We start from the raw sequence: 21,112 nt of genomic DNA on the forward strand, positions 1-21,112 counted from the left end.
ATTCATGGGCTTGATCCGGAGCTGGCTGATCAACGCGGCGGCGCTGTACGCGACGGCGTGGCTCCTCGCCGGGGTGCGCGTCGACAGTCCGGAAGCGCTTATCGGAGGGGCGCTCGCGATCGGTCTCATCAACGCGACCGTGCGGCCGATCCTGCGCTTCGTGACCTTTCCGATCACGGTCCTGACGCTGGGACTGTTCTACTTCGTCCTCAACGGCCTGATGTTCTACCTGGCGGCGTCACTGATCCCGGGGTTCGAACTCGCCGGCCTCGTCACTGCGGTCGGCGGCGCGCTCGTCATGTCGATCGTGGCGACCGTGCTGCACGTCTTCCTCAAGCCGCGCAGGAAGAAGTAGCCGAAGACGTCGTCGGACGTCGTCGGACTGCTAGGCGTAGTAGGGGTTGCTGCCGGCGGCGTGGTCGGTCACGTCCTGCACGTCGACGATCTCGGGCGCCGCATCCCGGATCATCTGCTTGATCCCCTGCGTGAGCGTCACCGAGGCCATGCCGCAGCCCTGACAGCCGCCTCCCATCGTCACGTAGACGACGTTGTCGCGGATGTCGACGAGGCGCACGGTCCCGCCATGCGATGCCACCCCCGGGTTGATCTGCTCGTCGATGACGCGGCGCACGCGATCGACGAGGGGCCCGTCCAGCGGTCCGGAGCCGAGCGGCTGGATGTTGGGGTTATTGAAATGAAAGCCCGAGCCCTGGAGCGACTCCACCCAGTCGATGCGGGTTCCGGCAAGGATGTCGGCGCTCTTCGAATCGACGACGACCTCGAAGCCGGGGGCATCGAACGACTCGTCCTCCGCTTCCCGCTCGAAGGGTTCGATGAGAGCCATCTCGTACTCCGGCGCGATGGGGCTCGCGTTCTGGACGCTCACGCGTACCGCGAGACCTTCCGCGGGGTCCTCCTCGATGAACGATCGGATCCGCTCGCTGGCGGCGTCCGTGAATGTCAAAAGATCCTTGTCGGACACGTCTTCCTCTCCCGCTGATTCCCGATGAAGCCGGCGTGCGGTCGCGTCAGGACGCGGAACCGTTGGCGGCCACCGCCGCCCTCAGGTCGCTCGCCGTATAAAGCACCATTGTCCGCAGACCCGCCCCCTCCAGCGTGGCTCTTCCCCCCTCCTCGCGGTCCACGAGGCCGAGTACCCCGAGTACCTCGCCGCGCGCGCGATTCACCGCCTCGACCGCCTGGAAGGCGGATCCGCCGGTCGTGATCACGTCCTCCACGACGACGACCCGCGCGCCGGGCTCGAAGCAGCCCTCGATCAATTGCCCCTTGCCGTGTCGCTTGGCGCGCTTGCGGACCGAGAACGCGTGGATCGGATCCCCCGCGCGCCAACTGGCGGCGGCGATGGCGTAGGCCAGAGGATCCGCACCCATCGTGAGGCCGCCGACCGCATCGGGCCGGAGTCCGGCGTCCCGGATGGCGGCGAGGCCGACCTCGCCCATCAGCACCTGCCCGTGCGCGTGCATGGTCGAGGTCCGGCAGTCGATGTAGTAGTCGCTCCGCGCACCGGAGGCGAGTACGAAGTCCCCGAGCCGGAACGAGCGCTCGGCGAGCAGGTTCAAAAGTCTCGAATGGGCGGAACTCAGCGGAACCTCCTAGCTGACCTGGCGAATCGCCTGACCGGATTCGACGTCGCAGCGGGCACAGAGCCCGTACAGCTTGAGTTGACGTCTGAGTACGTGGAAACCGAACTGCCCGGCGACCTCCGTCTGGAGCCGGTTGAGTTCATCGCGCTGGAACCGGACCACGTCTCCGCACGCGGTGCAGATCAGGTGGTCCTGCTGCGCCCGGCCCACCTTCGCCTCGTATCGCTTGAAGCCCTCGTCGAAGTCGTGCTCCGTCGCGAGGCCGACGCGAACCAGGAGGCTCAAGGTCCGGTAGACCGTCGCTTTCCCCGCGCGTTCGCCGTCGCCCCGCAGGCGTTCCACGACCTCGTCCGCCGAGAGTCGCTGCCCGGACTCGAACAGCACGCGGGAGATCGCTTCCCGCTGATGGGTGACGGGCAGATGATGTTCCTGCAGCGCGGCCCGGAAGAGGCCGAGCATCACGGCCGCGCAGCCGAGAGGCGGTCGAGGGGTGAGGGTGTCCGTGGTCATGGTGTTCTCAACGCGGTGAGAAGATAAGCGCGCTCGTCACGCCTGCAACCAGCGCGCCTCGAAGTCGTCCACGACCTGTCTCAACAGGCGATCGACCGGGGAGGCCGGCCGGGGCGTGAGAAAGCGGTCCGAAAAGCGGTTCAGGGCGACGCGGAGGGCGGTGAAGGTCTTCGCGGCGTCACGATAGCAGCCATCGAGTTGCTGGCGGCGGGCGAAAGGGGCGTCGGCGGCCATCGAGAAGCCGGTCTGACCCATCGCCTCGTAGTAGCCGAGGTCCGGTCCCGCTCGGCGTCGCTCCCGCGTGCAGATCCAGTCCGGATAGAGGCCCGACAGCCAAAGCGCGAAGTTGCCGAGGTGCGCGCTGAGCAGAAAGCCGCGGCGACCGTCCGCTTCGGCGATTTCCGCCATCAGGTCGACGAGATAGCGGTACTCGCAGTCGTCGTATTCGGCGATCCGGTGTGCCCGCGCCTCCCTGGCGAAGTGGAGGAAGATCGACGTCACGTAGTCGGCCATGAGGCGGGACTCGACGCCGCCCTCGAGCAGGCTGTGACGCAGCGCCACGTAGGAGAAGAGCGCCAGCGGGAGCGCCGAAAGGCCGGGCTCGGCGGCGAGCGCGCCGGGCGCCTTCGGGTGATCGAGCAGCGCGTCGATCCCCCGCTCCGAGACCAGCGCCTCGAGGCGGGTCCGATCCTCGCCCTCGCGGGTGAGCAGGTAAACGAGTCGGGCCGCGTCGTCCCGTCCGAAGGAAGCTCTGACATCCGGAAGAATCATGCCGCTCCCCCTTCCCGTGGTCCCCTCCCGTCGGCCCCCGCCACCTCGTTCCATACCCCAACCTCGTCTGCTAGTTTTCTTTCCGGGGACGGAAGCCGCAACGGAGTTGGAGACGGAAGCCGCAACGGAGTCGACCCGGATGACGATGATCTGACATGCTGAGAGAACGATTGAGAGAGCACGGATTCGCACTGATGGTGGCCCTTGCGGCCGTTCTGTCGGCGTGCGGCTCGGCGGACGCGGGCGTTCGCGACACCGGCATCGCGACAGACGCGGAGCAGGCCGCCGAAACGGGGACGGGCGCCGTCTCCCAGCCCCTGGAACTGGTCCCGCTCCGAGTGGGCGGGATCGAGATTCAGGTCGAGGTCGCCGACGACGCCGACGAACGGCAGCGCGGATTGATGTACCGGGAGTCGCTCGAGGAGAATCAGGGGATGCTGTTCGTCTACCCCGAGCAGCGCACCCTGGGGTTCTGGATGAAGAACACACTCATACCCCTCGACATCGCGTACATCGATCGCGAAGGCCGCATCGTCGACATCCAGCAGATGGAACCGCAGACCACGGAAACCCACGACTCGGCCGCGCCCGCCATGTATGCGCTGGAGATGAACCTGGGGTGGTTCGAGGCCAACGGGATCCGCATCGGAGACCTCATCGAGTTCTAGCCACCCAACCACCCGGAAAAACCCACGGACATCCTACGCATGGATCATCGCATAGAGAAGGACTCCATGGGGAAGATGGCGATCCCCGCCGACCGGCTCTACGGAGCGCAGACGGAGCGGGCCCGCCAGAACTTCCCCATCTCCCACCTCCGCTTCGGGCGCCGCTTCATCGAGGCGCTCGGCGCGATCAAGCTCGCGGCGTCCCGCGTGAACCGCGAACTGGGGCTCCTCGACCCCGAACTCGGCGAAGCGATCGAACGGGCGGCCGGCGAGGCCATGGCCGGGGAGCTGGATTCCCATTTCGTGCTGGACATCTTCCAGACCGGGTCCGGCACGTCGACGAACATGAACGCGAACGAGGTCATCGCGAACCGCGCCATCCAGCTTCTGGGCGGCGTCGTCGGTTCGCGAAGCCCCGTCCATCCGAACGATCACGTCAACTTGGGGCAGTCGTCGAACGACGTGATCCCCACCGCCACGCACGTCTCGGGACTCGTCGCGATCGAGCGTGAGCTCCTGCCCGCCCTGGAGCAGCTGCGAGCGGCGCTTGCGGCGAAGGCGGAGGAGTTCGATCACATCGCCAAGGCGGGACGCACGCACCTGCAGGATGCGACGCCCGTCCGGCTCGGACAGGAGTTCGGTGGCTACGCCAGCCAGGTGAGACACGGGATACGGCGCGTCGAGGCCGTTCGTCCCGCGCTCGCGGAACTCGCCATCGGAGGGACGGCGGTGGGGACCGGCATCAACACGCCAGCCGACTTCGGCGCGCGGATGTCGGCCGCGCTGGGCGAGATCCTCGGGGTCGAGTTCGTGGAGGCGTCGAACCACTTCGAGGCGCAGTCGGCGCGCGACGCGGTGGTCGAGGCGAGCGGGGCCCTGCGAACCGTCGCCGTGAGCCTGACCAAGATCGCGAACGACCTGCGCTGGCTGTCATCCGGTCCGCGCACGGGGCTCGGTGAGATCAACCTCCCCGCGGTGCAGCCGGGCTCGTCCATCATGCCGGGCAAGGTCAACCCGGTGATGGCGGAATCCGTGCTTCAGGTGTGTGCACAGGTCATCGGCAACGATGCGGCGATCGTCGTGGGCGGGCAGTCCGGAAACCTCGAACTCAACGTCATGATCCCCGTCATGGCCCACAACCTGCTCGAGAGCGTCCGGATTCTCTCCACCGCGAGCGTGGAGTTCGCCGAACGCTGCGTCCGCGGGATCACGGCGAACGAGGAGCGCTGTCTCCGGAACGCGGAATCCACCGCGGCGCTCGCCACCGCGCTCGCGCCCGTCATCGGGTACGACAAGGCGGCCGAACTGGCCAAGCTCAGCCTCGCGGAAGACCGCACGCTGAAGGAACTCGTGCTGGAGCAGGGGCTCGTCGCCCCGGCGGAACTCGACCGCATCCTCGATTTCCGCGCGATGACCGAACCCGGCTGACCTGGCCCGGCCCGTCGTCGATCGCCGCCGAGCAAACCCGTCGACGTGGCCCGCTAGGGGACGGGGACGAGCGCCTCCGGGAGCAGGCGATCCACCGTGAGGTTCGAGAGCCGGAAGGCTTCCGTTCCGTCCGCGAGGCGGGCGACCCAGTCCCCGCGTTCCCCGTCCTCAAGCAGGACGATCGAGAGTTCGAGTCGCCGGCCGGTCACATCCTCGGACCCTTCGGAGAACACTTCGAACCATCCGTCCGCGAGCGTGAAGTCGACGGCCGCCTCTTCCTCCTCCGTGGGGAAGCCGGAAGCGGAGACGGAGGGCAGGATGGCGAGGAGCCTCTGCACGAGCGCCGAATCCGCCGGCGCGTCCCCCGCGAGCCAGCCCTCGTCGCTCCGGCGCAGCACGGCCTCCCCGTCCCCGCGCCGCATGAAGACTTCGCGTACACCGGCGGTGTCCACGGAGGCGATCAGGCGCGGGCGCCACCCGTCGCGGTCGCGGTTCAGGTAGCCTCCGGCCGGACCGTCGAGTCGGTAGACGACGTCGTCACCGGGAAAACGCACGAAGTAGCCCCCGGAGCGCGTGTCGCGGTCGCCAAGATGGAACCGCCGCACGTCGCCGCCGGCCGTCCGCACTTCGATGCGCCGACCGCCCTCGGCGACGCCCAGGCTCGCGTGATTCGAAGGGTTGCGCGCGACGAGTTCCGACGAGGAGAGCTGCCCGATCACGTCCAGGAGGTCGCGGATCTTCGGTTCCTCCGCCACGTACCCGTCCACCGTCCACCCCGCGTCCGTGCGCTCGAGGCGCACCGTGCCGGCGTTGTCCGCGAGCACGATGTCCACGCCCGCGATGGAGTCCGTCACCACGAAGGAGAAGCCGTCCCCCACATCCAGCGTCCCCCCCTCGCCGCCGCCGCGGAACAGCCGGGGCAGGTAGAGAAGAACCGCCACGCCGAGCACGATCGCGATGACCCTCAGTTGCCGGGCTTTCATACGAGCGCCCCTCCCTCGGTGAAGGAGCGCTGCTGCACCTGCCGCCGCCGCGCGAGCCGCAGCACACCGATGAGGACGAAGAGCAGCGGGACGCCGGCCAGGTTCCCGTACCGGGTCAGATCCGGGAGCCATTCGTTGGGGAAGAGGAGGAGCGGGGGCGCTCGGTCCTTGGACCGTATCGAGATCAGCGCCTCGTCCTGGGCGAGCCAATCGATCGCGTTCTGGAAGAAGACCATCCCGGCCAGCCCGGACATCGATTGCGAAAGCGTCTCGTCGTGGATCGGCGACGAGGAGCCCGCGAGGACGATACGGCCGCCGCCCGGCTGAGTGTAGGCCAGAGCGAGCGTCTCCATCGTCACATCTTCGGGCGAGATCAGCCTCTGCCATTCCTGCGTCGCGTCGATGGACAGCGGCGTCCCCAGCCGTCCGCCGAGGTCCGAAGTCGCGAGGAGCGGGGTCACCTGCGTGCTGTCCTCCACTTCGACGAGGAGTGGGCTTCCGAACCTGATCGGCACATTCGCCACGCCGTCCACGATCACGTGCCCGGAGGCCGGCTGGGCGAGCGTCCACAGCGGGTATTCCACGATGAAGCTGCCCAGGCTGGAGGGCACCTGCACCTGTTCGTTGAAGGCGAGATCGTAGACCATCGACGGAACGATGCCGAGTCCTCGCGCCTGCAACAGCGAGTCGAGCGCCGGATCGAAGGTGGGGCCCGCGTACCGCGCCTGCATGTCCGCCGTCACGCCGGACTTCAGGACGAAGAGACTCCCGCCGTCGTCGACGAAGCGGCTCAGGCTCTCGCCCGCCGCCGGCTCCAGCGGCGTCCGGCCGCCGGCGATCACGACGACGTCGATCGAGTCCGGCACCGCCGCCGTCGTCGAGTCGACGCGGAACTCCATCAGGTCGTATTCCAGGGCGAGGCGCCCGCGGGCGAGCCGAAGCCCGGCGTCGAGACTCAGTTCGCCGTGCCCGGTCAGGATCCCGATGTTTGGACGTTCCGGCCGCGTGAGGGCGCGGATCATCGAGGCGAGACGATATTCGAGGTCCGCCGTCTGCCGGATGAGGGGGATCATCTGGCTTTCGCCGGCATACTGGACCGCGAGCGCGAAGTAGCGCTCCTGGTACGACACCTCATCATCGGCGAGGATCTGGAACGGCACGGCGCGAATGCCGAGGAGCCCCGCCTCCTCCCGGGCGTCGGGGTCCTCGTCGGGATCCAGGCGCACCAGGTTCACGTTGGCGCCACCGGTCGCATCGAGATCCCGGAGAAGATCGTCCACGTCGCGGCTCACGGGCGCGAGTTGCGCGGGAAGTTCCGCGGACTGGAAGAGCTTGATCGTGACGAGGTCGTCGAGGCCGCCAAGCAGGTCGGCCGTCGGCGAGGACAGCGTGTAGACCTTGCCGGGCGTGAGGTCGAGCCGGCCGCGCAACTGCGCGCCCGCCAGCGCGGTGAAGACCGCGATCCCGACCAGGCCGAGCACGCCCACGCGCAGCCGCCCGTACGCCGGCCTCGCGCGGCTCAAACGTTCGCGCATGACGGAGAAGTACGTGAGCGAGAGGAACGCCGTACCCAGCGCCGCGAAATAGAGGACGTCCCGCAGGTCGATCACGCCTCGCGCCACGTTCGAGAAGTGACCGAGCACGCCCAGGCGCGCCGCCACGGCCGCGAGCGGGCCGGGGAGGGAGAGGGTGACCGTGGGGAGTCCGATGAGGTAGAGGGCGAAGCTGACCGTGACCCCGATGATGAAGGCGGTCACCTGGTTCCTCGTGAGCGAAGACGCCCACAGGCCGACGGCGATGAGGGCCGAGATGAGGAACATCGATCCCAGGTACTGGGAGAAGACGACACCCCACTGAAGGTCGGCGCCGAACGTGAGGCCGAGCGGGATGCCCAGCGTCCCCGCCATGGCGACCAGCAGGAAGAAGAGGACGCCGAGGAACTTGCCGAGCAGGAACTCCACGACCTGGATCGGCTGCGAGAGCACGAGTTCCAGCGTCCCCGCGTTCCGTTCCTCCGCGAACGACCGCATGCAGACGGCCGGAACGAAGAAGAGCAGGAGCCAGGGAAGGAGGGACAGCATCGGCCGCAGCGAAGCCTCGCCCAGGACGTAGGCCTCCTGGAAGTAGAAATAGAAGTTGATCCCGAGGAAGATGACGAGGAGGATGTAGGCGGTCGCGTGGTCGAAGTAGCCCGCGAACTCCCGCTTCGCCACGGTGAGGATGCGGCCGATCATCCGTCCACCTCCTCGCCGGCTTCCGGCTCCTCGTCGGACGTCCCATGGGGGGGCTCGTCGCCGGCCTCGTCGGCCGGCCCCGCGCTCTCGGCGGTGAGCCGGTGGAAGAGATCCTCCAGGCTCGCCTGGGCGAGGTGCAGTTCCCACAGCGGCCAGCCCCGCGCCGCGGCGAGTCGCGAAATGTCCGGCCGCGGGTCCTGGCCGGAAGCGCCTTCGACGGCGAACCGGGCGCGCCCTCCCGCGTCCGCTTCGACGGCGTCGGTCCGGGCAACGGAGGGGAGATCGCCCATGGCCTCCCCGGCGGCGTCCGTGGGAGCCTCGAGTTCGACCATTACCCGGGCGCCGCCATGTCCGGCGACGAGCGCATCGACGGAGCCATCCGCGACGATGCGTCCCTCGTTGATGATGACGACGCGCGAGCACGTCTTCCGCACCTCCTGCATCACGTGCGTGCTGAGGAGGACGGTGCGGTCGGTCCCCACGTCGCGGATGAGGCTGCGGATCTCGACGCGCTGGTTCGGGTCGAGCCCTTCGGTCGGCTCGTCGAGGATGAGGATCTCCGGCTGCGAGAGGATGGCCTGCGCGAGGCCGACGCGCTGCCGATACCCCTTCGAGAGCTGGTTGATCGGGCGGAAATAAACGGCCTCGATGCCGGTCTGCGCGACGACATCGTCGGTCCGCGCGCGGATCTCGCCGGCGCTCATCCCGCGCAGCCGGCCCATGAACGTGATGTACTCGCCGGCAAGCATGTCCCGGTACAGCGGGTTCGTCTCGGGCAGGTAGCCGATGCGGCGCCGCAGTTCGACGGGGTGGTCCTCGATGGACAGGCCATCGACGGAAATCGTGCCTCCATCAGCCTCGAGATACTGCGTGAGAAGCCGCATGGTCGTCGTCTTGCCCGCGCCGTTCGGCCCGAGGAAACCGACGACTTCGCCGCGGTCGATCGAGAAGGTCGCGGAATCGACCGCGACGGTCTCGCCGAACCTCTTCACGACATCGGTCAGCGATACGAGTGACATGCGAGTGACAACGGATCCGGGTTGGAGGTGTGCGACGGGGCGGGAAAGGTAGATGGGGTGCGGTGCGAGTCAAGCGCCGCCAGGGATCGCAGACAGACGGACTGCGCGGGTGTAGCTTCTCCGGCATGAACGTATTCCTCGATGCGGGTCGGCGGATCCTGGGACTCTGTCTGGTCGTGCTTGTCGCCTTCCCCGTGTTTCTGATTCTCGATCCCGACGGATCCACCACGCCGCTCGATGTACCCATGCGCCGCGCGGGGTGGGAGTACTGGTCGCACACGTGGGGCGCGTCGACCGCTGTCTGGACCCTCCTCGTCCTCGGAGCCGCCATCCTTGCCGGGGTGATCGCGAAGGGGAGGGTGTCCCGCGTCCTGTCGCGGATCGGTCGGGCCATCGCACGTCCGCCCACATGGTCGGTGGCCGCGTTCATGGGACTCCTCGGCGCCGCGCTCACGGCGGCGGTTGTGCTGCTGGTCTTCGATGGACGCGCGATCTTCAACGACGCGAACGTGCAACTCGTGCAGGCCCGCTATTTTGCCGGCGGAAAGCTCTCCGGACCCCCCCTCGCGATGCCCGAGTTCTGGACGATCCAGTTCATGGTGCAAACGGCGGCCGGGTGGGTGTCCCAGTATCCGCCGGCCCACGCCCTATGGCTTGCCGCCGGCATCAAGCTGGGTGGTCCATGGATCGCGGTGGCCGCGACCATGGGCGTGCTCGGCGTCTTCTCCGTCCTCTCGTTCGAGCGCCTGCTGCCGGACCGGATTGCGGCGGCGCGGCTCGGCGCCCTGCTCGCCGTCACGAGCCCCATGCTGCTGGCCCTCGCCGGGACCTACATGAACCACGCCACGGTCGCGGCCTTCGCCGCGCTCGCCCTCTGGCTGTCGCTCCGGGCCGAGACGGGCCGGGCCGTGTGGGCGCTGGCGGCGGGCGGCGCGATGGGCGTCATGGTCGCGACGCGCCCCATCTCCGGCCTGCTCATCGGCGCCGCCGTGACGGCCGGCGTGTGGCTCACCGCGCCGCGGCAGGAGCCGGGCCTGCACCGGCCGTGGCTTCTGCGCCGTTTCGCCTGGTGGGCCCTGGGCGGCCTTCCGTTCGCGGTCGGCTTCGGCTGGTTCAACGCCCGCTTCTTCGGCAGCCCGCTCACCCTCGGCTACACGGCCGCCGCCGGCCCCAGCCACGGCCTCGGCTTCCACGTCGACCCCTGGGGCCGCGTGTACGGGTTTACGCAGGCGCTCGGCTACACGTCGACGGAACTCATTTCGCTCGGGCGCGAACTTCTCGGTACGGTGCTGCCGGTTGCCGCGCTTATCGGACTCTACCTTCTCGTCGCGCGCCGCCTGGAGCGCGGCGAGCGCATCCTCACCGCGTGGGCACTGCTACCCGTCCTGGCGAGCGCGCTGTACTGGCATCACGACCTCATCGTCGGCCCCCGCATGCTCGGCGAAGCCGTCCCCGCCTGGTCGGCACTCCTCGTGCTCGCGACGATCGGCCTCGCCCGCGCGGCGCGTCGCGACTGGCTCTCGGACGCGGTGGCCGTACTCGTGCTCATCGCCATCGGCTACGGTCTCGCTGTTGGGGGGTGGGGGCGCGTCGTGCGCTTGACAGGCCGCGTCGTACCCGTCCCCGAGGTCACGGAGCCCGGCCCGTCGCTCGTGTTCGTGCACGAATCCTGGCAGGACCGGATCGGGGCCCGGCTCGCCGCCCGGCCCATGCGCCTCGACAGCGTGCGAGCGCTCATCAACCAGTTCGATCCGTGCCGACTGGAGGGCGCCCTCGTGGGCGCGCAGCGGCCGGAAGAGGTCGTGGATCGTTGCCAGCGGGAGATCGGCTCGGATCGGCTCGGCCGTCTCGGCCTCACCGACTACCTGTGGCGTGGGGACCTGCCGGGCCTCGGCGGCGCCGGCGTACTGTGGACCCGCGACCTCGGGCCGGAGGCGAACGCACGCCTCATCGAAGCCTACCCCGATCGAACGCCGCTCCTCGCCATGCCCGACGGTGAAGGCAGGGGCGACGGCCTGGTGGTCCCCTACCGGATGGGGGTGGATGCACTCTGGGGGCCTACGCCCCCGTAGCAGCCCGCGGAAAAGCTCCGCCGCGTTCAGAAGGGTGCCTCGAATGGCCGCGCGACCTACTCAGGCGTGGGATGCCGGCGCCGTCGGAACGACGAGTTCGAGTTCCGTGTGGCGGGCGATGGCGTCGAAATCGCGATTCCGGGCCAGCAGCGGGCGGCGCGCATCCAGGGCCGCGGCGGCGACGAGGCAGTCTACCAGGGACCGAATCGTACGTCCCGCCCGCTGACACGTGCGGTAGATCCGCGCCGCGCTCTGGAACTGGCCCAGCGAGTCGGGGACCAGGATCTCGAAGCGGCCGAGCAGCTTCAACAGATCCAACTCCTCGGTTTCGTCGCGACAGCCTGCAAGGAGTTCCATGGCCACGGGAGCGGGCGTGGCGATCGCGCTCCCGGTCCGTACGGCGTGTCTCAAAGCAAGGTGAACGGGACTTTCCGTGCAGCGCAGGTATTCGATCCACGCGGACGTGTCGACGATCACAGGGGCTCGACCGTGTTCCCGTCTCGCATTTCATCCAGATCTCCCGCCCATCCCACACCCTGCATGGCGAGTGCCTCCTCCTTCGTCATCGGGACGAAGGACTGGCGGAACACCGCTTCCTTAACGGCCGCCGACCAATTGGCCAGTCCGTACCGCTTGCGCACCGCCTCCAGATCGCGCTCCGGCAACCTCACTTCGAGATCCACGAACCGCAGGAGCCCCACATCGGCCGCTCCGTACTGTGGGCCCGTCTCCCGGACGGCATTGGCGCCTCCACCCCGCAAGTCGCGCTCCCGCGCGTCCCGCAGCACTCGCCGGACCCACGCGGACACCGTGACGCGGTTGCGCCGCGCCGCATCGCGGATCTCATCCAGCTCCGCCTCCGGCATCACCACCTGCAGTCTCGTACTCATAATATAAGTATATTATGCTCATGACGTGTCATGCCGCAACGAGTCTCCGGGGTTCCGCCCCCGTCGCGACGTTGAGATCAGTCCTCGGAGAAGGCGGCGTCGAAGGCGGTGGCGGAGGGGGGGAAGGTCATGGCGCGGAGCCGTTCGCACGCTTCGCGGGCGCCGTGCTCGCGGTCCATGCCGCTGTCCTCCCACTCGATCGAGAGGGGGCCGTCGTAGCCGACCCGGTCGAGGGCGCGCAGGACCTCCTCGAAGTCCACGCGCCCGCGCCCGATGGAGCGGAAGTCCCAGCCGCGGTTCGTGTGCCCGAAGTCGAGGTGGCCGCCGAAGGCGCCGGAGCGGCGCGGGGTATCGGACCACCACACGTCCTTCATGTGCGCGTGGTGAATGCGGTCGCCGAACTCGAGGATGAAGCCGACGTAGTCCACGCCCTGGTAGGCGAGGTGGCTGGGGTCGTAGTTGAAGCCGAACGCGGCGTGCCCCGCCACGGCCTCCACGGCCCGCGCCGCGCTCGCGGCGTCGAAGGCGATCTCCGTCGGGTGCACCTCGAGGGCGAACTTCACGCCCGCCGCGTCGAAGGCGTCGAGGATCGGAGTCCAGCGGTCCGCGAAGTCGGCGAAGCCGGCCTCCACGAAGCCGGGCGGGTGCGGGGGGAAGGCGTAGGCGGCTGCCCAGATCGAGCTGCCGGTGAAGCCGTTCACGACCGGGACGCCGAGGGCGGCCGCCGCAGCCGCCGACCGGCTCATTTCCGCCGCGGCCCGCCGCCGCACGCCCTCGGGGTCGCCGTCCCCCCACACGCGCTCGGGCAGAATGAGCTGGTGGCGGGCGTCGATCGGGTCGCACACGGCCTGGCCGACGAGGTGGTTGGCGATCGCGTGTACCTCGAGGCCGTGGGCCGCCAACAGGTCCCGCTGCTCGGCCGCGTAGCCGTCCTCCTCCGTCGCCCGCACCACGTCGAAGTGGTCCCCCCAGCAGGCCAGCTCCAGCCCGTCGTAGCCCCACGCGGCCGCTTTTTCGGCGAGCGTCGCGAGCGGCATGTCCGCCCACTGGCCGGTGAACAACGTGATCGGTCGTGCACTCATCGCGTCGACTCCCCGGGCTCCGCCGGCTCTCCCGGCGGTTCGTAGCGCGCGTCCACCCACGCGCCGCGCCGCCCGCTCTCCACCGCCCGCTCGAGGAAATGAACCCCGCGCGCCCCGTCCCATACCGTGGGGAAGTCGAGCTCCGCCCCGTCCGGCGTCCGTCCTTCGTCGAGCGCTCCGATGGTCGAGATCACGTTACGGTACAGGTTCCCGAACCCCTCGATGAACCCCTCGGGATGCCCCGGCGGGACCCGCGACGCCCGCGCGGCCTCGGGCGAGATCCAGCCGTGCCCCCGCCGCCGGGCCCGCGCTTGCCCGTCCGGCGTCCGGTGCCACAGCGTCTCCGCGTCGTCGTGCCGCCAGGCGATCGAGCCCTCGCTCCCGAACACGCGGATTGCGAGCCCGTTCTCCTCGCCCGCCGCGACCTGCGACACCGTGAGCGTCCCCCGCACCCCGCCACTCCACCGCATGAGCAGGCTCGCGTCGTCCTCGAGGCGCCGCCCGGGCACAAACGTCGTCAGCTCGCCACACAGCGCCTCGACCTCCAGCCCCGTCACGTAGCGGGCCAGGTGGTGCGCATGCGTCCCAATGTCTCCCAGCGCCCCGGCCACCCCCGCCCGCGCCGGATCGGTGCGCCACACCGCCTGCGGGTGTCCCGTCTCCTCCAGCGGCGTCGCCAGCCACCCCTGGAAGTACTCGAGTTGAATGCGGCGGATCTCCCCCAGCGTCCCACCGCGGACGAGGTGGCGCGCGTCCTTGACCATCGGATAGCCGCCGTAGTTGTGCGTGAGGGCGAACACGCGATCCCCCGCCGCCACGAGCCGGCACAGCGCCTCCGCGTCTCCGAGGTCCGTCGTCAACGGCTTGTCGCACACGACGTGGAAGCCCGCCTGGAGGAGAGTCCGCGAGACATCGAAGTGGAGGTGGTTCGGGGTGACGACGATCACGAAGTCCAGCCTGTCGTCTCCGACGCGCGCCGCTTCGGCCGCCGCCATCTCGCCGTAGCTGCCGTACACGCGATCCGCGTCCAGCCCGATCTCGGCCCCCTTGGCCGCCGACCGCTCCGCGTCCGACGAGAAGGCGCCGGCCGCGATCCGCGCCAGACCGTCGAGTTCCGCCGCCATCCGGTGCACGTCGCCGATGAAGGCGCCCGGCCCGCCCCCGACCATGCCGTAGCTGAGACGGCGCGTCATCCGTCGCCCGACTCCGTCCCGATCCGGACGGCCCGGTATCCGCCGGCCCGCCGGTCGCGCGAATAGAGGAAACCGAAGATGAGGATGAGCGCTCCCGTGAACGGAAGGATGTACCGGAACGAGACCCGTCCCCCGTAGTTGTCCGCCGGTCCGAGAATGGCGTTGGCTCGCTCCGCCAGCGCCTCATCCCCCCCGGAGTTGATGATCGCCCGCAGCGCGTTCGCCGTGACCGACTCCGGTAGCGCGCCGTCCGGCCCCACCCCCGCGAGCGCCTCGCCCACCGCTTCGCCCGCCGCCGCCAGATCCGGCGCGGTGCTCTCGTCAGCTCCCGCGAAGGCCGCCGCCGCATCGGCGAAGAGCGCCCGCGTCTCGACCGCCGGAAGCCGCTCGTGCCCCACCTCGTCGGCGATCCTTCCCATCCACGGCGTCGTCCACAGCCCGACGACCGCCATCCCCGTCGCCCCCATCATCCCCAGCCCGAGGGCGCCGGAACGCGGCACCCGCTCAGACACGAAGCCGAGCATTGTCGGCCAGAAGTAGCACACGCCCACCGCAAACACGGTCGCTGAGGCGAACGCCATCGCCGTCGTCTCCGCGTAGCTGAGCCATAGCAGTCCCACGACGGAGACCGCCGCGCTGGCTGCCAGCACCCCCGGTGGCGACAGCCGCTCCACCGCGAACCCCGCCTTGTAGCGGAGCACCGCCATCAGGCCGTTGATCCATGCCAGCACGAGGATCCCCGGAATCCCGCCCGCCTCGAGCACCGGCGGCACCCACCGGTTCGGCCCCAGTTCCGTCGAGGCCGTGATCGCCATGCAGAACAGCATCAGGAGCATCAGTGGCGTCATGAACGTGGCCCTGAACATCTCCATCATGCCGACTCCGGCGCGCACGCCCTCCGTCGGCGGAAACTCCTCCCGCCACATCAGGTGGCCGTAGATGAGGGTGGGGATGAGGATGAGGCCGATCTTCAGCTGCCACGCGGTGAGCCCCACCGATTCGAGGCCGAAGGCGAGCACGGAGCCGATCACGATCCCGCCCGGGAACCAGACGTGGAACTGGTTCAGCTTGACCGTCTTCCGGTCCGGATAGAGCGCCGCCACCAGCGGGTTGCAGGCGGCCTCGACGAGTCCGTTCCCCAGCGCCAGCGTCAACGCTCCGCTGAACGCCTGCCAGAAGCCGCCGGCCGTGATCAGGACGAGCGCCCCGAGGAGATGGCACGCGAAGGCGAGTCGGAGCAGGCGGCGCATCCCCAGCGTATCGCAGAAGGGCGCGAAGAGGACCTGCGACACCGCGAAGCCCCAGATCGCAGCCCCGCCGATGAGACCGACCTCGTAGTTCGTGAGCGTGAATTCGCTCTTCAGCGTAAGCATGACCGCGCCGACAACCGCGAAGGTGACGGAGGTCGCGATCAGCGACACGCAACTGGCGAGGAAGAGCCGCCGCGGACGGACGGCGGGCGAGGTCGCATTCACGGAAAACTCCTCGGATGGGGTCGGCGGGCACGCTAGCGCCGCCTCGTCGCCGTCCGCAACGGCGCGGCGACTCCCGCGAACCCCGCGACCCTACCGGCGGGCGAACGCTTCGATCTATTCTGTTCCCAACGGCTCGCGGCAGGGCCTTTGCCGCGGGCTGCCAGCCAGGAAACCCAGGAGGATCCCGTGAAACGCCTCTCGATCTCGGCCCCATCATCCCTCGCGCTCGCCGTTCTTGCCGCCTTCGCCGCGATCGCGCTCGCTGCCGCGCCACCAGCAGCTCACGCCCAGTCGCGGCCCCACGCCCCCGACGCGGTGACGGCGAGCGAATACGCACGCGCGGAACAGTTTCTCTTCTGGAACGCGGAGAAGCTCACCTCCGGCGCGACGGTCGCCCCGCGCTGGGTCGACGCGAACCGCTTCTGGTATCGGAACCAGGTGTTCGGAGGCCACGAGTTCATCATGGTCGACGCAGCGGCCCGCACCCGGGCGCCCGCCTTCGACCACGACCGGCTCGCGGCCGCGCTCTCCGAGGCCTCCGACCGGAGCCACGAGGCGACGGACCTCCCCTTCGACGAGTTCGAATTCAACGACTCCGGCGGGATCCGCTTCTGGACGGACACGTACGAGCGCTGGGACTGCGACGTCGGCGCCTACCGCTGCACCGGCCCGGACTCGGTCGCGCAGGCCACGCACGAGATCGAGTACTCCGGCGGCGGCCGCGCCGTCTTCTCCCGTGACGAGAACCTGTGGGTGCGGGACACCGACACCGACGAGGAACGCCAGCTCTCGACCGATGGCGAGCCGCACTGGGGCTACGGCGTCGCGCCCGAGGGTTGCTGCTCGGAGATCTCGAACCGTCGCAGGGGGTTCAAGCCGCCGCCTGTAGCCGAGTGGTCGCCGGACGGACGCCGCATCGCCACGCACCGCTACAACGAGCAGGAGGTCGAATCGCTGCACCTGCTCGAAACGGCCACCGGTCGCCCGGTCCTCCACAGCTACCGTTACGCGCTCCCCGGCGACTCCATCGTCCCGACGTGGGAGTTGTACGTGTTCGACGCCCAGACCGGCGCCTCGGTGAAGGCCGACTACGATCCCGTGCCCGGCTACTTCGGCAGCGCGGACACGACCTGGCACGCCACCCAGTGGTCGCCGGACGGCGGCCGCGTCTGGTTCTCGCACCACTCGCGCGACTTCAAGAATCAGACGCTGGTCGAGGTCGACGCGGAAACCGGCGCGGCCCGCAAGGTGATCGTCGAGAGCGGGGATACGTGGGTGGAACTGAACCAGCTCCGCACGCCGTACAACTGGCGCGTGCTCGACAATGGGCGCGAGTTCGTCTGGTTCTCCGAGCGCGAGGGCTGGGGGCACCTCTACCTGCACGACCTCGCCACCGGGGAGATGAAGAACAGGATCACGCAGGGGTCCTGGCTCGTCGTCCAGCTCCTGGCCGTCGACGAGGACGCGCGGCAGGTCTATTTCACCGCCGTGGGCCGCGAGCCCGGACGCGACCCCTACCAGCACCACCTCTACCGGGCCTCGCTCGACGGCGGAGGCGTGACGCTCCTTTCACCCGAGGACATGCACCACGCCGTCACCGTCTCGCCCGACGGCCGCCACTTCGTGGACACCTACTCCACGCGCGCGACGGCCCCCGTCACGGTCCTCCGCGACCGCTCGGGCCGTGCCGTGATGACGGTCGAAGAGGCTGATATCGGCCCGCTCCTCGAGGCCGGCTGGGAGCCCCCGGTGCGGTTCTCCGCCAAGGCCCGGGACGGGGTGACCGACGTGTACGGCTTCCTCTGGCTGCCGGCGAACATGGAAGACGGCAAGGTCTATCCCGTCATCGACTACATCTATCCGGGACCTCAGATCGGTCCCATCCGCTCCCCGGGCTTCACGACGGGGCCGCGCGGCCAGGGCCACGCGCTCGCGCAACTCGGGTTCATCACCTTCGCGGTCGACGCCATGGGCACGCCGTACCGCTCCAAGGCGTTCCACGAGAGCTACTACGGAAACATGCGGGACAACGGGATCCCCGATCACGTGTCGGCGCTCAAGGCGTTGGCGCTCCGCTACCCCATCGACATCGACCGGGTGGGGATCTTCGGCCACTCCGGCGGCGGTTTCTCCTCGACGGACGCCATCCTGAGCTTCCCCGACTTCTTCAAGGTCGCCGTGTCGGGGGCGGGGAATCACGACCAGCGGGGCTACCACTTTCCGTGGGGTGAGAAATACCAGGGGCTGCTGGAGCGCTACCCGGACGGGACGGACAGCTTCGACTCGCAGGCGAACCAGAACATCGCCTCGAACCTGAAGGGGAAGCTGCTGCTCCATTACGGGTCGCTCGACGACAACGTGCACCCGAACATGACGCTGCTCGTGGCCGACGCCCTCATCGAGGCGAACAAGACGTTCGACATGCTCGTGTTCCCGAACCGCAACCACGGCTACGCGCGCGAGCCGTACCTCATCCGGCGCACCTGGGACTACTTCGTCGAACACCTCATGGGCGCCCGGCCGCCCGTCGACTACAGGATCGTGCAGCCGTAGCACGTTCCCGCGGGAACGCCCGGCCTCCGCCGAGGGGCCGGGCGACCCGCTTGTCAGCCTCCCTCGTCCGCCGCACGTTCAGCCGGACAGCGCCGACCCCTATCCGGAGGACTCCATGCGCCGCGCCCCCGATCGAACGTTCGTGACGCACCTCTCCTGTGCGCTTTCCATCTCCCTGTTCGGCCTTCTGGCCTGCGCGCCGGAGGACGGCGGCGACGAGGCCACGGGGTCTACGCAGGAGGTCCCGCCCGGCGACGGCTCCGACGAGAGCCTGATCGCGCGCGGGGAAGCGCTCGAGCTTCCGACCGAGTGGGATCCGCCCCCGGGCGAGCCCATCGTGCACCACACGGCGGGCTTCGCGAAGACGCTCTGCTCCGGGACGTTCATCACCGGACTCGACTGGCGCGACGCGGCGGCGAACGTGGGCGGCTTCACGGCGCCCTTCCAGCACCGCGGCGCGGTCGTCGACACCGTCGTCGACATGGAGGCGCAGACCGTGAGCCTCACCCTCGGCTCGGGGATCACGCGCACGGCCAAGCTGTACGGCAGCCAGGGCTGCATCACGCAGCCTCTGGGCCGTGACTCGATCTACTTCACGCCCTCCGTGGTCGAGCCCATGACCCCGGATCCGGCCACCACGCCGTGGCCCATGGGGGACGTGCTCCCGGACGAGCCGTATCCGCCCGAGATCGACATGGAGAAGGTCGGGGAGGCGGTCCAGATCGCGATGGACCAGGAGGGGATGACGCTCGGCTTCGTCGTCACCTACCAGGGGAGGATCATCGGCGAGGGCTACGGCCCCGGCGTCGACATGCACACCCCGTTCGAGAGCTGGTCGAAGGGGAAGTCGCTCACCGGGACGATGATGGCCGTCCTGATCCAGCAGGGCGTATACGGCCTGTGGCAGCGCGCTCCGATCCCGGAATGGCAGGACGATGAGAGGAAGAACATCCGCATCGCCGACATCATGCGCATGTCGAGCGGGATCCGGATCGTCGCGCCGCAGGACCCGGATTATACGGAAGAGATGGGGTATCCCGACCACCTCTATCTCTACACGGGAGAGAACGCCTTCGAGTGGGCCGCCACCCGCCCGCAGCAGTGGGAGCCGAACACGGTGGGACGGTACCGGAACACCGACCCGGCGCTGACGAACTACCTGGTCCGCCTCGGCGTCGAGGGCCGCGGCGACGACTATCACGCCTTCCCGCAGCGCAACCTGTTCGACAAGCTCGGGATCCGGAACTTCATCATGGAGACGGACCCGAACGGGAACTTCCTCACGCAGGGCTACGAGTTCGGCTCGGCGCGCGACTGGGCGCGGCTCGGCAATCTCTACCTGCAGGACGGCGTGTGGGAGGGCGAGCGCATCCTCCCCGAGGGCTACGTCGACTACGCGATGGAGGTCGCCCCGGCCTGGGTCACGGACGGACGGCCGGTCTACGGCGGCGGCTTCGTGTGGAAGGACCTCGGCTTCCCGATCGAGGACGACTACGGCGCCTTCGCGGGCGCCGGCGGCCAGTACACCGTGTTCATCCCCGCGCGCGGCCTCGTCATCACGCGCCTCGGCAAGTACACGGGCCAGGGGCCGGGCGGAGAGAACCTGCGAGCCGCGATCGCCCTCCTGATGGAGGCCGTCCCCCCGATCGGCGACTAGCCCGGCGACTCCCGGAGGGCCGCCGCGATGCGCTGCGCGCGGGGGGCCAGGTCCGGGGCGTCGAGGATCGTGGCGACGAGGTCGAAGTCGTCGCGGGGGCCCGTCCATTCGAGGTCATCGACGCTCGCTGAGACCGGGGCGTCGCGGACGAGCGTCGCGAGGCGGCGGAAGAGGAGCGCGTCGTCCAACCCGTTGCGCAGCGTCTGAGCGAGGCGTTCGGGGCCGCGCACGGAGACGTCCCAGTCTCGTCCGTCCGGGGGGATGTCCTCGATGCGGCCATAGCGCGCGAGTACCGCCGCCGCCGTCTTGGCGCCGAAGCCGCGAATGCCGGGGAAGCCGTCCGCGGAATCGCCCACGAGGGCCAGCCAGTCGGGGATCGCGGCCGGAGGGACGCCGAATTTCTCGATGACCCCGGCCTCGTCGCGCAGCAGCCGCTGCCGGCGGTCGAACTGCACGATGCGGTCGCCTTCCACGCACTGGGCGAGGTCCTTGTCCGGCGTGCAGATGTAGACGCGCTCCACGCGCGGGTCCGCGGCGGCCATCGCGGCGCCGGCGGCCATCCCATCGTCCGCCTCGTGCTCCACCATCGGCCACACGACGAACCCCGCAGAGGCGAGCGCCTCCTCGACGAGCGGGAACTGCGAGTAGAGCGCCGGATCGATGCCCGAGCCGTCCTTGTAGCCGGGCCACAGGTCGTTGCGGAAGGACTCGATGACGCGGTCCGTGGCGATCGCGACGTGCGTGGCGCCGCCCTCGAGGAGGCCGAACATCGAAGCCACGACCCCGCGCGCGGCCCCGACCTCGTGGCCCCCGGCGTTCTTCGCCGAGGGCGCTCCGTAGAAGTGCCGGAACAACTCGTAAGTACCGTCGATGAGGTGGACCTGCACGCGAACTCCGCCTTCCGCTGACGCCCCGCGGCGACGCCCCGCCCCGTCCCGCTCCCGCCTTCGAAGCGTCGTGCGTCGGAGCGCGG

General features: G+C 69.3%; 19 protein-coding genes. 6 read left to right on the forward strand and 13 right to left on the reverse strand.

All coding sequences use genetic code 11. The features are described from left to right. Positions 1–4 precede the first annotated feature (4 nt). Positions 5–355: a phage holin family protein gene (locus RN901_RS06085; RefSeq protein WP_310756998.1), complete on the forward strand. Its 351-nt coding sequence runs from the start codon at positions 5–7 to the stop codon at positions 353–355. A 30-nt stretch (positions 356–385) separates the two neighbouring features. On the opposite strand, the gene RN901_RS06090 is transcribed toward RN901_RS06085, so the two are convergent. From RN901_RS06090 to RN901_RS06105, 4 genes are read right to left on the reverse strand one after another with little or no spacing between them, the layout of a single operon-like run. Then, complete coding sequence (locus RN901_RS06090) at positions 386–982, reverse strand: iron-sulfur cluster assembly accessory protein (protein ID WP_310757000.1); 597 nt, start codon at positions 980–982, stop codon at positions 386–388. Positions 983–1,028: 46 nt separating this feature from the next. Then, a complete protein-coding gene (gene pyrE, locus RN901_RS06095) occupies positions 1,029–1,580 on the reverse strand; it encodes an orotate phosphoribosyltransferase (protein ID WP_310757001.1) in 552 nt (183 codons plus the stop codon). A gap of 33 nt (positions 1,581–1,613) precedes the next feature. Continuing rightward, entirely contained in the window at positions 1,614–2,114 is a 501-nt protein-coding gene (locus tag RN901_RS06100; RefSeq protein WP_310757003.1) for a Fur family transcriptional regulator, read from the reverse strand. 36 nt (positions 2,115–2,150) lie between these two features. Further along, positions 2,151–2,885 (reverse strand): hypothetical protein, encoded by a 735-nt coding sequence (locus RN901_RS06105; RefSeq protein WP_310757005.1) that lies wholly within the window; start codon positions 2,883–2,885, stop codon positions 2,151–2,153. A gap of 155 nt (positions 2,886–3,040) precedes the next feature. Here RN901_RS06105 and RN901_RS06110 point away from each other — a divergent pair, with 155 nt between their 5' ends. Both RN901_RS06110 and RN901_RS06115 read left to right on the forward strand, forming a co-directional pair. Then, positions 3,041–3,553: a DUF192 domain-containing protein gene (locus tag RN901_RS06110; RefSeq protein ID WP_310757007.1), complete on the forward strand. Its 513-nt coding sequence runs from the start codon at positions 3,041–3,043 to the stop codon at positions 3,551–3,553. Positions 3,554–3,583: 30 nt separating this feature from the next. After that, entirely contained in the window at positions 3,584–4,981 is a 1,398-nt protein-coding gene (locus RN901_RS06115; protein WP_345782358.1) for a class II fumarate hydratase, read from the forward strand. A gap of 53 nt (positions 4,982–5,034) precedes the next feature. On the opposite strand, the gene RN901_RS06120 is transcribed toward RN901_RS06115, so the two are convergent. The 3 genes from RN901_RS06120 to RN901_RS06130 are packed head-to-tail and all read right to left on the reverse strand — an operon-like array spanning position 5,035 to position 9,217. After that, complete coding sequence (locus RN901_RS06120; protein ID WP_310757011.1) at positions 5,035–5,964, reverse strand: DUF4340 domain-containing protein; 930 nt, start codon at positions 5,962–5,964, stop codon at positions 5,035–5,037. Further along, positions 5,961–8,198, reverse strand: a complete 2,238-nt coding sequence (locus tag RN901_RS06125) for a Gldg family protein (protein ID WP_310757013.1) — start codon at positions 8,196–8,198, stop codon at positions 5,961–5,963. Before RN901_RS06125 ends, RN901_RS06120 begins: the two co-directional genes overlap by 4 nt. After that, a complete protein-coding gene (locus RN901_RS06130; protein ID WP_310757015.1) occupies positions 8,195–9,217 on the reverse strand; it encodes an ATP-binding cassette domain-containing protein in 1,023 nt (340 codons plus the stop codon). Before RN901_RS06130 ends, RN901_RS06125 begins: the two co-directional genes overlap by 4 nt. Positions 9,218–9,342: 125 nt before the next feature. Here RN901_RS06130 and RN901_RS06135 point away from each other — a divergent pair, with 125 nt between their 5' ends. Continuing rightward, the gene (locus RN901_RS06135) at positions 9,343–11,289 is read left to right on the forward strand and encodes a hypothetical protein (RefSeq protein ID WP_310757017.1); all 1,947 of its coding nucleotides are present in this window, start codon (positions 9,343–9,345) and stop codon (positions 11,287–11,289) included. A gap of 60 nt (positions 11,290–11,349) precedes the next feature. On the opposite strand, the gene RN901_RS06140 is transcribed toward RN901_RS06135, so the two are convergent. The 5 genes from RN901_RS06140 to RN901_RS06160 form a co-directional block, all read right to left on the reverse strand. Further along, on the reverse strand, positions 11,350–11,766 hold the full coding sequence (locus RN901_RS06140) for a PIN domain nuclease (protein ID WP_310757019.1): 417 nt from the start codon (positions 11,764–11,766) through the stop codon (positions 11,350–11,352). Continuing rightward, entirely contained in the window at positions 11,763–12,179 is a 417-nt protein-coding gene (locus RN901_RS06145; RefSeq protein ID WP_310757021.1) for a hypothetical protein, read from the reverse strand. Before RN901_RS06145 ends, RN901_RS06140 begins: the two co-directional genes overlap by 4 nt. A 77-nt stretch (positions 12,180–12,256) precedes the next feature. Continuing rightward, the gene (locus RN901_RS06150) at positions 12,257–13,261 is read right to left on the reverse strand and encodes a sugar phosphate isomerase/epimerase (RefSeq protein WP_310757023.1); all 1,005 of its coding nucleotides are present in this window, start codon (positions 13,259–13,261) and stop codon (positions 12,257–12,259) included. Then, positions 13,258–14,454 carry a Gfo/Idh/MocA family oxidoreductase gene (locus RN901_RS06155; RefSeq protein ID WP_310757025.1) on the reverse strand — a complete coding sequence of 399 codons (1,197 nt, stop codon included), beginning with the start codon at positions 14,452–14,454 and terminating at the stop codon, positions 13,258–13,260. Before RN901_RS06155 ends, RN901_RS06150 begins: the two co-directional genes overlap by 4 nt. Next, a complete protein-coding gene (locus RN901_RS06160) occupies positions 14,451–15,929 on the reverse strand; it encodes an MFS transporter (RefSeq protein WP_310757027.1) in 1,479 nt (492 codons plus the stop codon). Before RN901_RS06160 ends, RN901_RS06155 begins: the two co-directional genes overlap by 4 nt. A gap of 186 nt (positions 15,930–16,115) precedes the next feature. On the opposite strand from RN901_RS06160, the gene RN901_RS06165 reads away from it, so the two are divergent. Both RN901_RS06165 and RN901_RS06170 read left to right on the forward strand, forming a co-directional pair. Further along, positions 16,116–18,482: a DPP IV N-terminal domain-containing protein gene (locus RN901_RS06165; protein WP_310757029.1), complete on the forward strand. Its 2,367-nt coding sequence runs from the start codon at positions 16,116–16,118 to the stop codon at positions 18,480–18,482. 115 nt (positions 18,483–18,597) lie between these two features. Beyond that, positions 18,598–20,139 carry a serine hydrolase gene (locus RN901_RS06170; protein WP_310757031.1) on the forward strand — a complete coding sequence of 514 codons (1,542 nt, stop codon included), beginning with the start codon at positions 18,598–18,600 and terminating at the stop codon, positions 20,137–20,139. Here RN901_RS06170 and RN901_RS06175 read toward each other — a convergent pair. Further along, on the reverse strand, positions 20,136–21,026 hold the full coding sequence (locus RN901_RS06175; RefSeq protein ID WP_310757033.1) for a 5'-3' exonuclease H3TH domain-containing protein: 891 nt from the start codon (positions 21,024–21,026) through the stop codon (positions 20,136–20,138). The two genes, RN901_RS06170 and RN901_RS06175, sit on opposite strands and share 4 nt — an antisense overlap. Positions 21,027–21,112: the final 86 nt, after the last annotated feature.

The organism is Candidatus Palauibacter soopunensis (assembly GCF_947581735.1).
Taxonomy (GTDB): Bacteria; Gemmatimonadota; Gemmatimonadetes; order Palauibacterales; family Palauibacteraceae; genus Palauibacter; species Palauibacter soopunensis.

What these genes read in the sequence shown, in the direction of transcription:
- RN901_RS06145 (WP_310757021.1), bottom strand. Translation starts at nt 12,179, where the DNA reads ATGAGTACGAGACTGCAGGTGGTGATGCCGGAGGCGGAGCTGGATGAG.
- RN901_RS06105 (WP_310757005.1), bottom strand. Translation starts at nt 2,885, where the DNA reads ATGATTCTTCCGGATGTCAGAGCTTCCTTCGGACGGGACGACGCGGCC.
- RN901_RS06135 (WP_310757017.1), top strand. Translation starts at nt 9,343, where the DNA reads ATGAACGTATTCCTCGATGCGGGTCGGCGGATCCTGGGACTCTGTCTG.
- RN901_RS06170 (WP_310757031.1), top strand. Translation starts at nt 18,598, where the DNA reads ATGCGCCGCGCCCCCGATCGAACGTTCGTGACGCACCTCTCCTGTGCG.
- RN901_RS06125 (WP_310757013.1), bottom strand. Translation starts at nt 8,198, where the DNA reads ATGATCGGCCGCATCCTCACCGTGGCGAAGCGGGAGTTCGCGGGCTAC.
- RN901_RS06085 (WP_310756998.1), top strand. Translation starts at nt 5, where the DNA reads ATGGGCTTGATCCGGAGCTGGCTGATCAACGCGGCGGCGCTGTACGCG.
- RN901_RS06110 (WP_310757007.1), top strand. Translation starts at nt 3,041, where the DNA reads ATGCTGAGAGAACGATTGAGAGAGCACGGATTCGCACTGATGGTGGCC.
- RN901_RS06130 (WP_310757015.1), bottom strand. Translation starts at nt 9,217, where the DNA reads ATGTCACTCGTATCGCTGACCGATGTCGTGAAGAGGTTCGGCGAGACC.
- RN901_RS06155 (WP_310757025.1), bottom strand. Translation starts at nt 14,454, where the DNA reads ATGACGCGCCGTCTCAGCTACGGCATGGTCGGGGGCGGGCCGGGCGCC.
- RN901_RS06120 (WP_310757011.1), bottom strand. Translation starts at nt 5,964, where the DNA reads ATGAAAGCCCGGCAACTGAGGGTCATCGCGATCGTGCTCGGCGTGGCG.
- RN901_RS06150 (WP_310757023.1), bottom strand. Translation starts at nt 13,261, where the DNA reads ATGAGTGCACGACCGATCACGTTGTTCACCGGCCAGTGGGCGGACATG.
- RN901_RS06100 (WP_310757003.1), bottom strand. Translation starts at nt 2,114, where the DNA reads ATGACCACGGACACCCTCACCCCTCGACCGCCTCTCGGCTGCGCGGCC.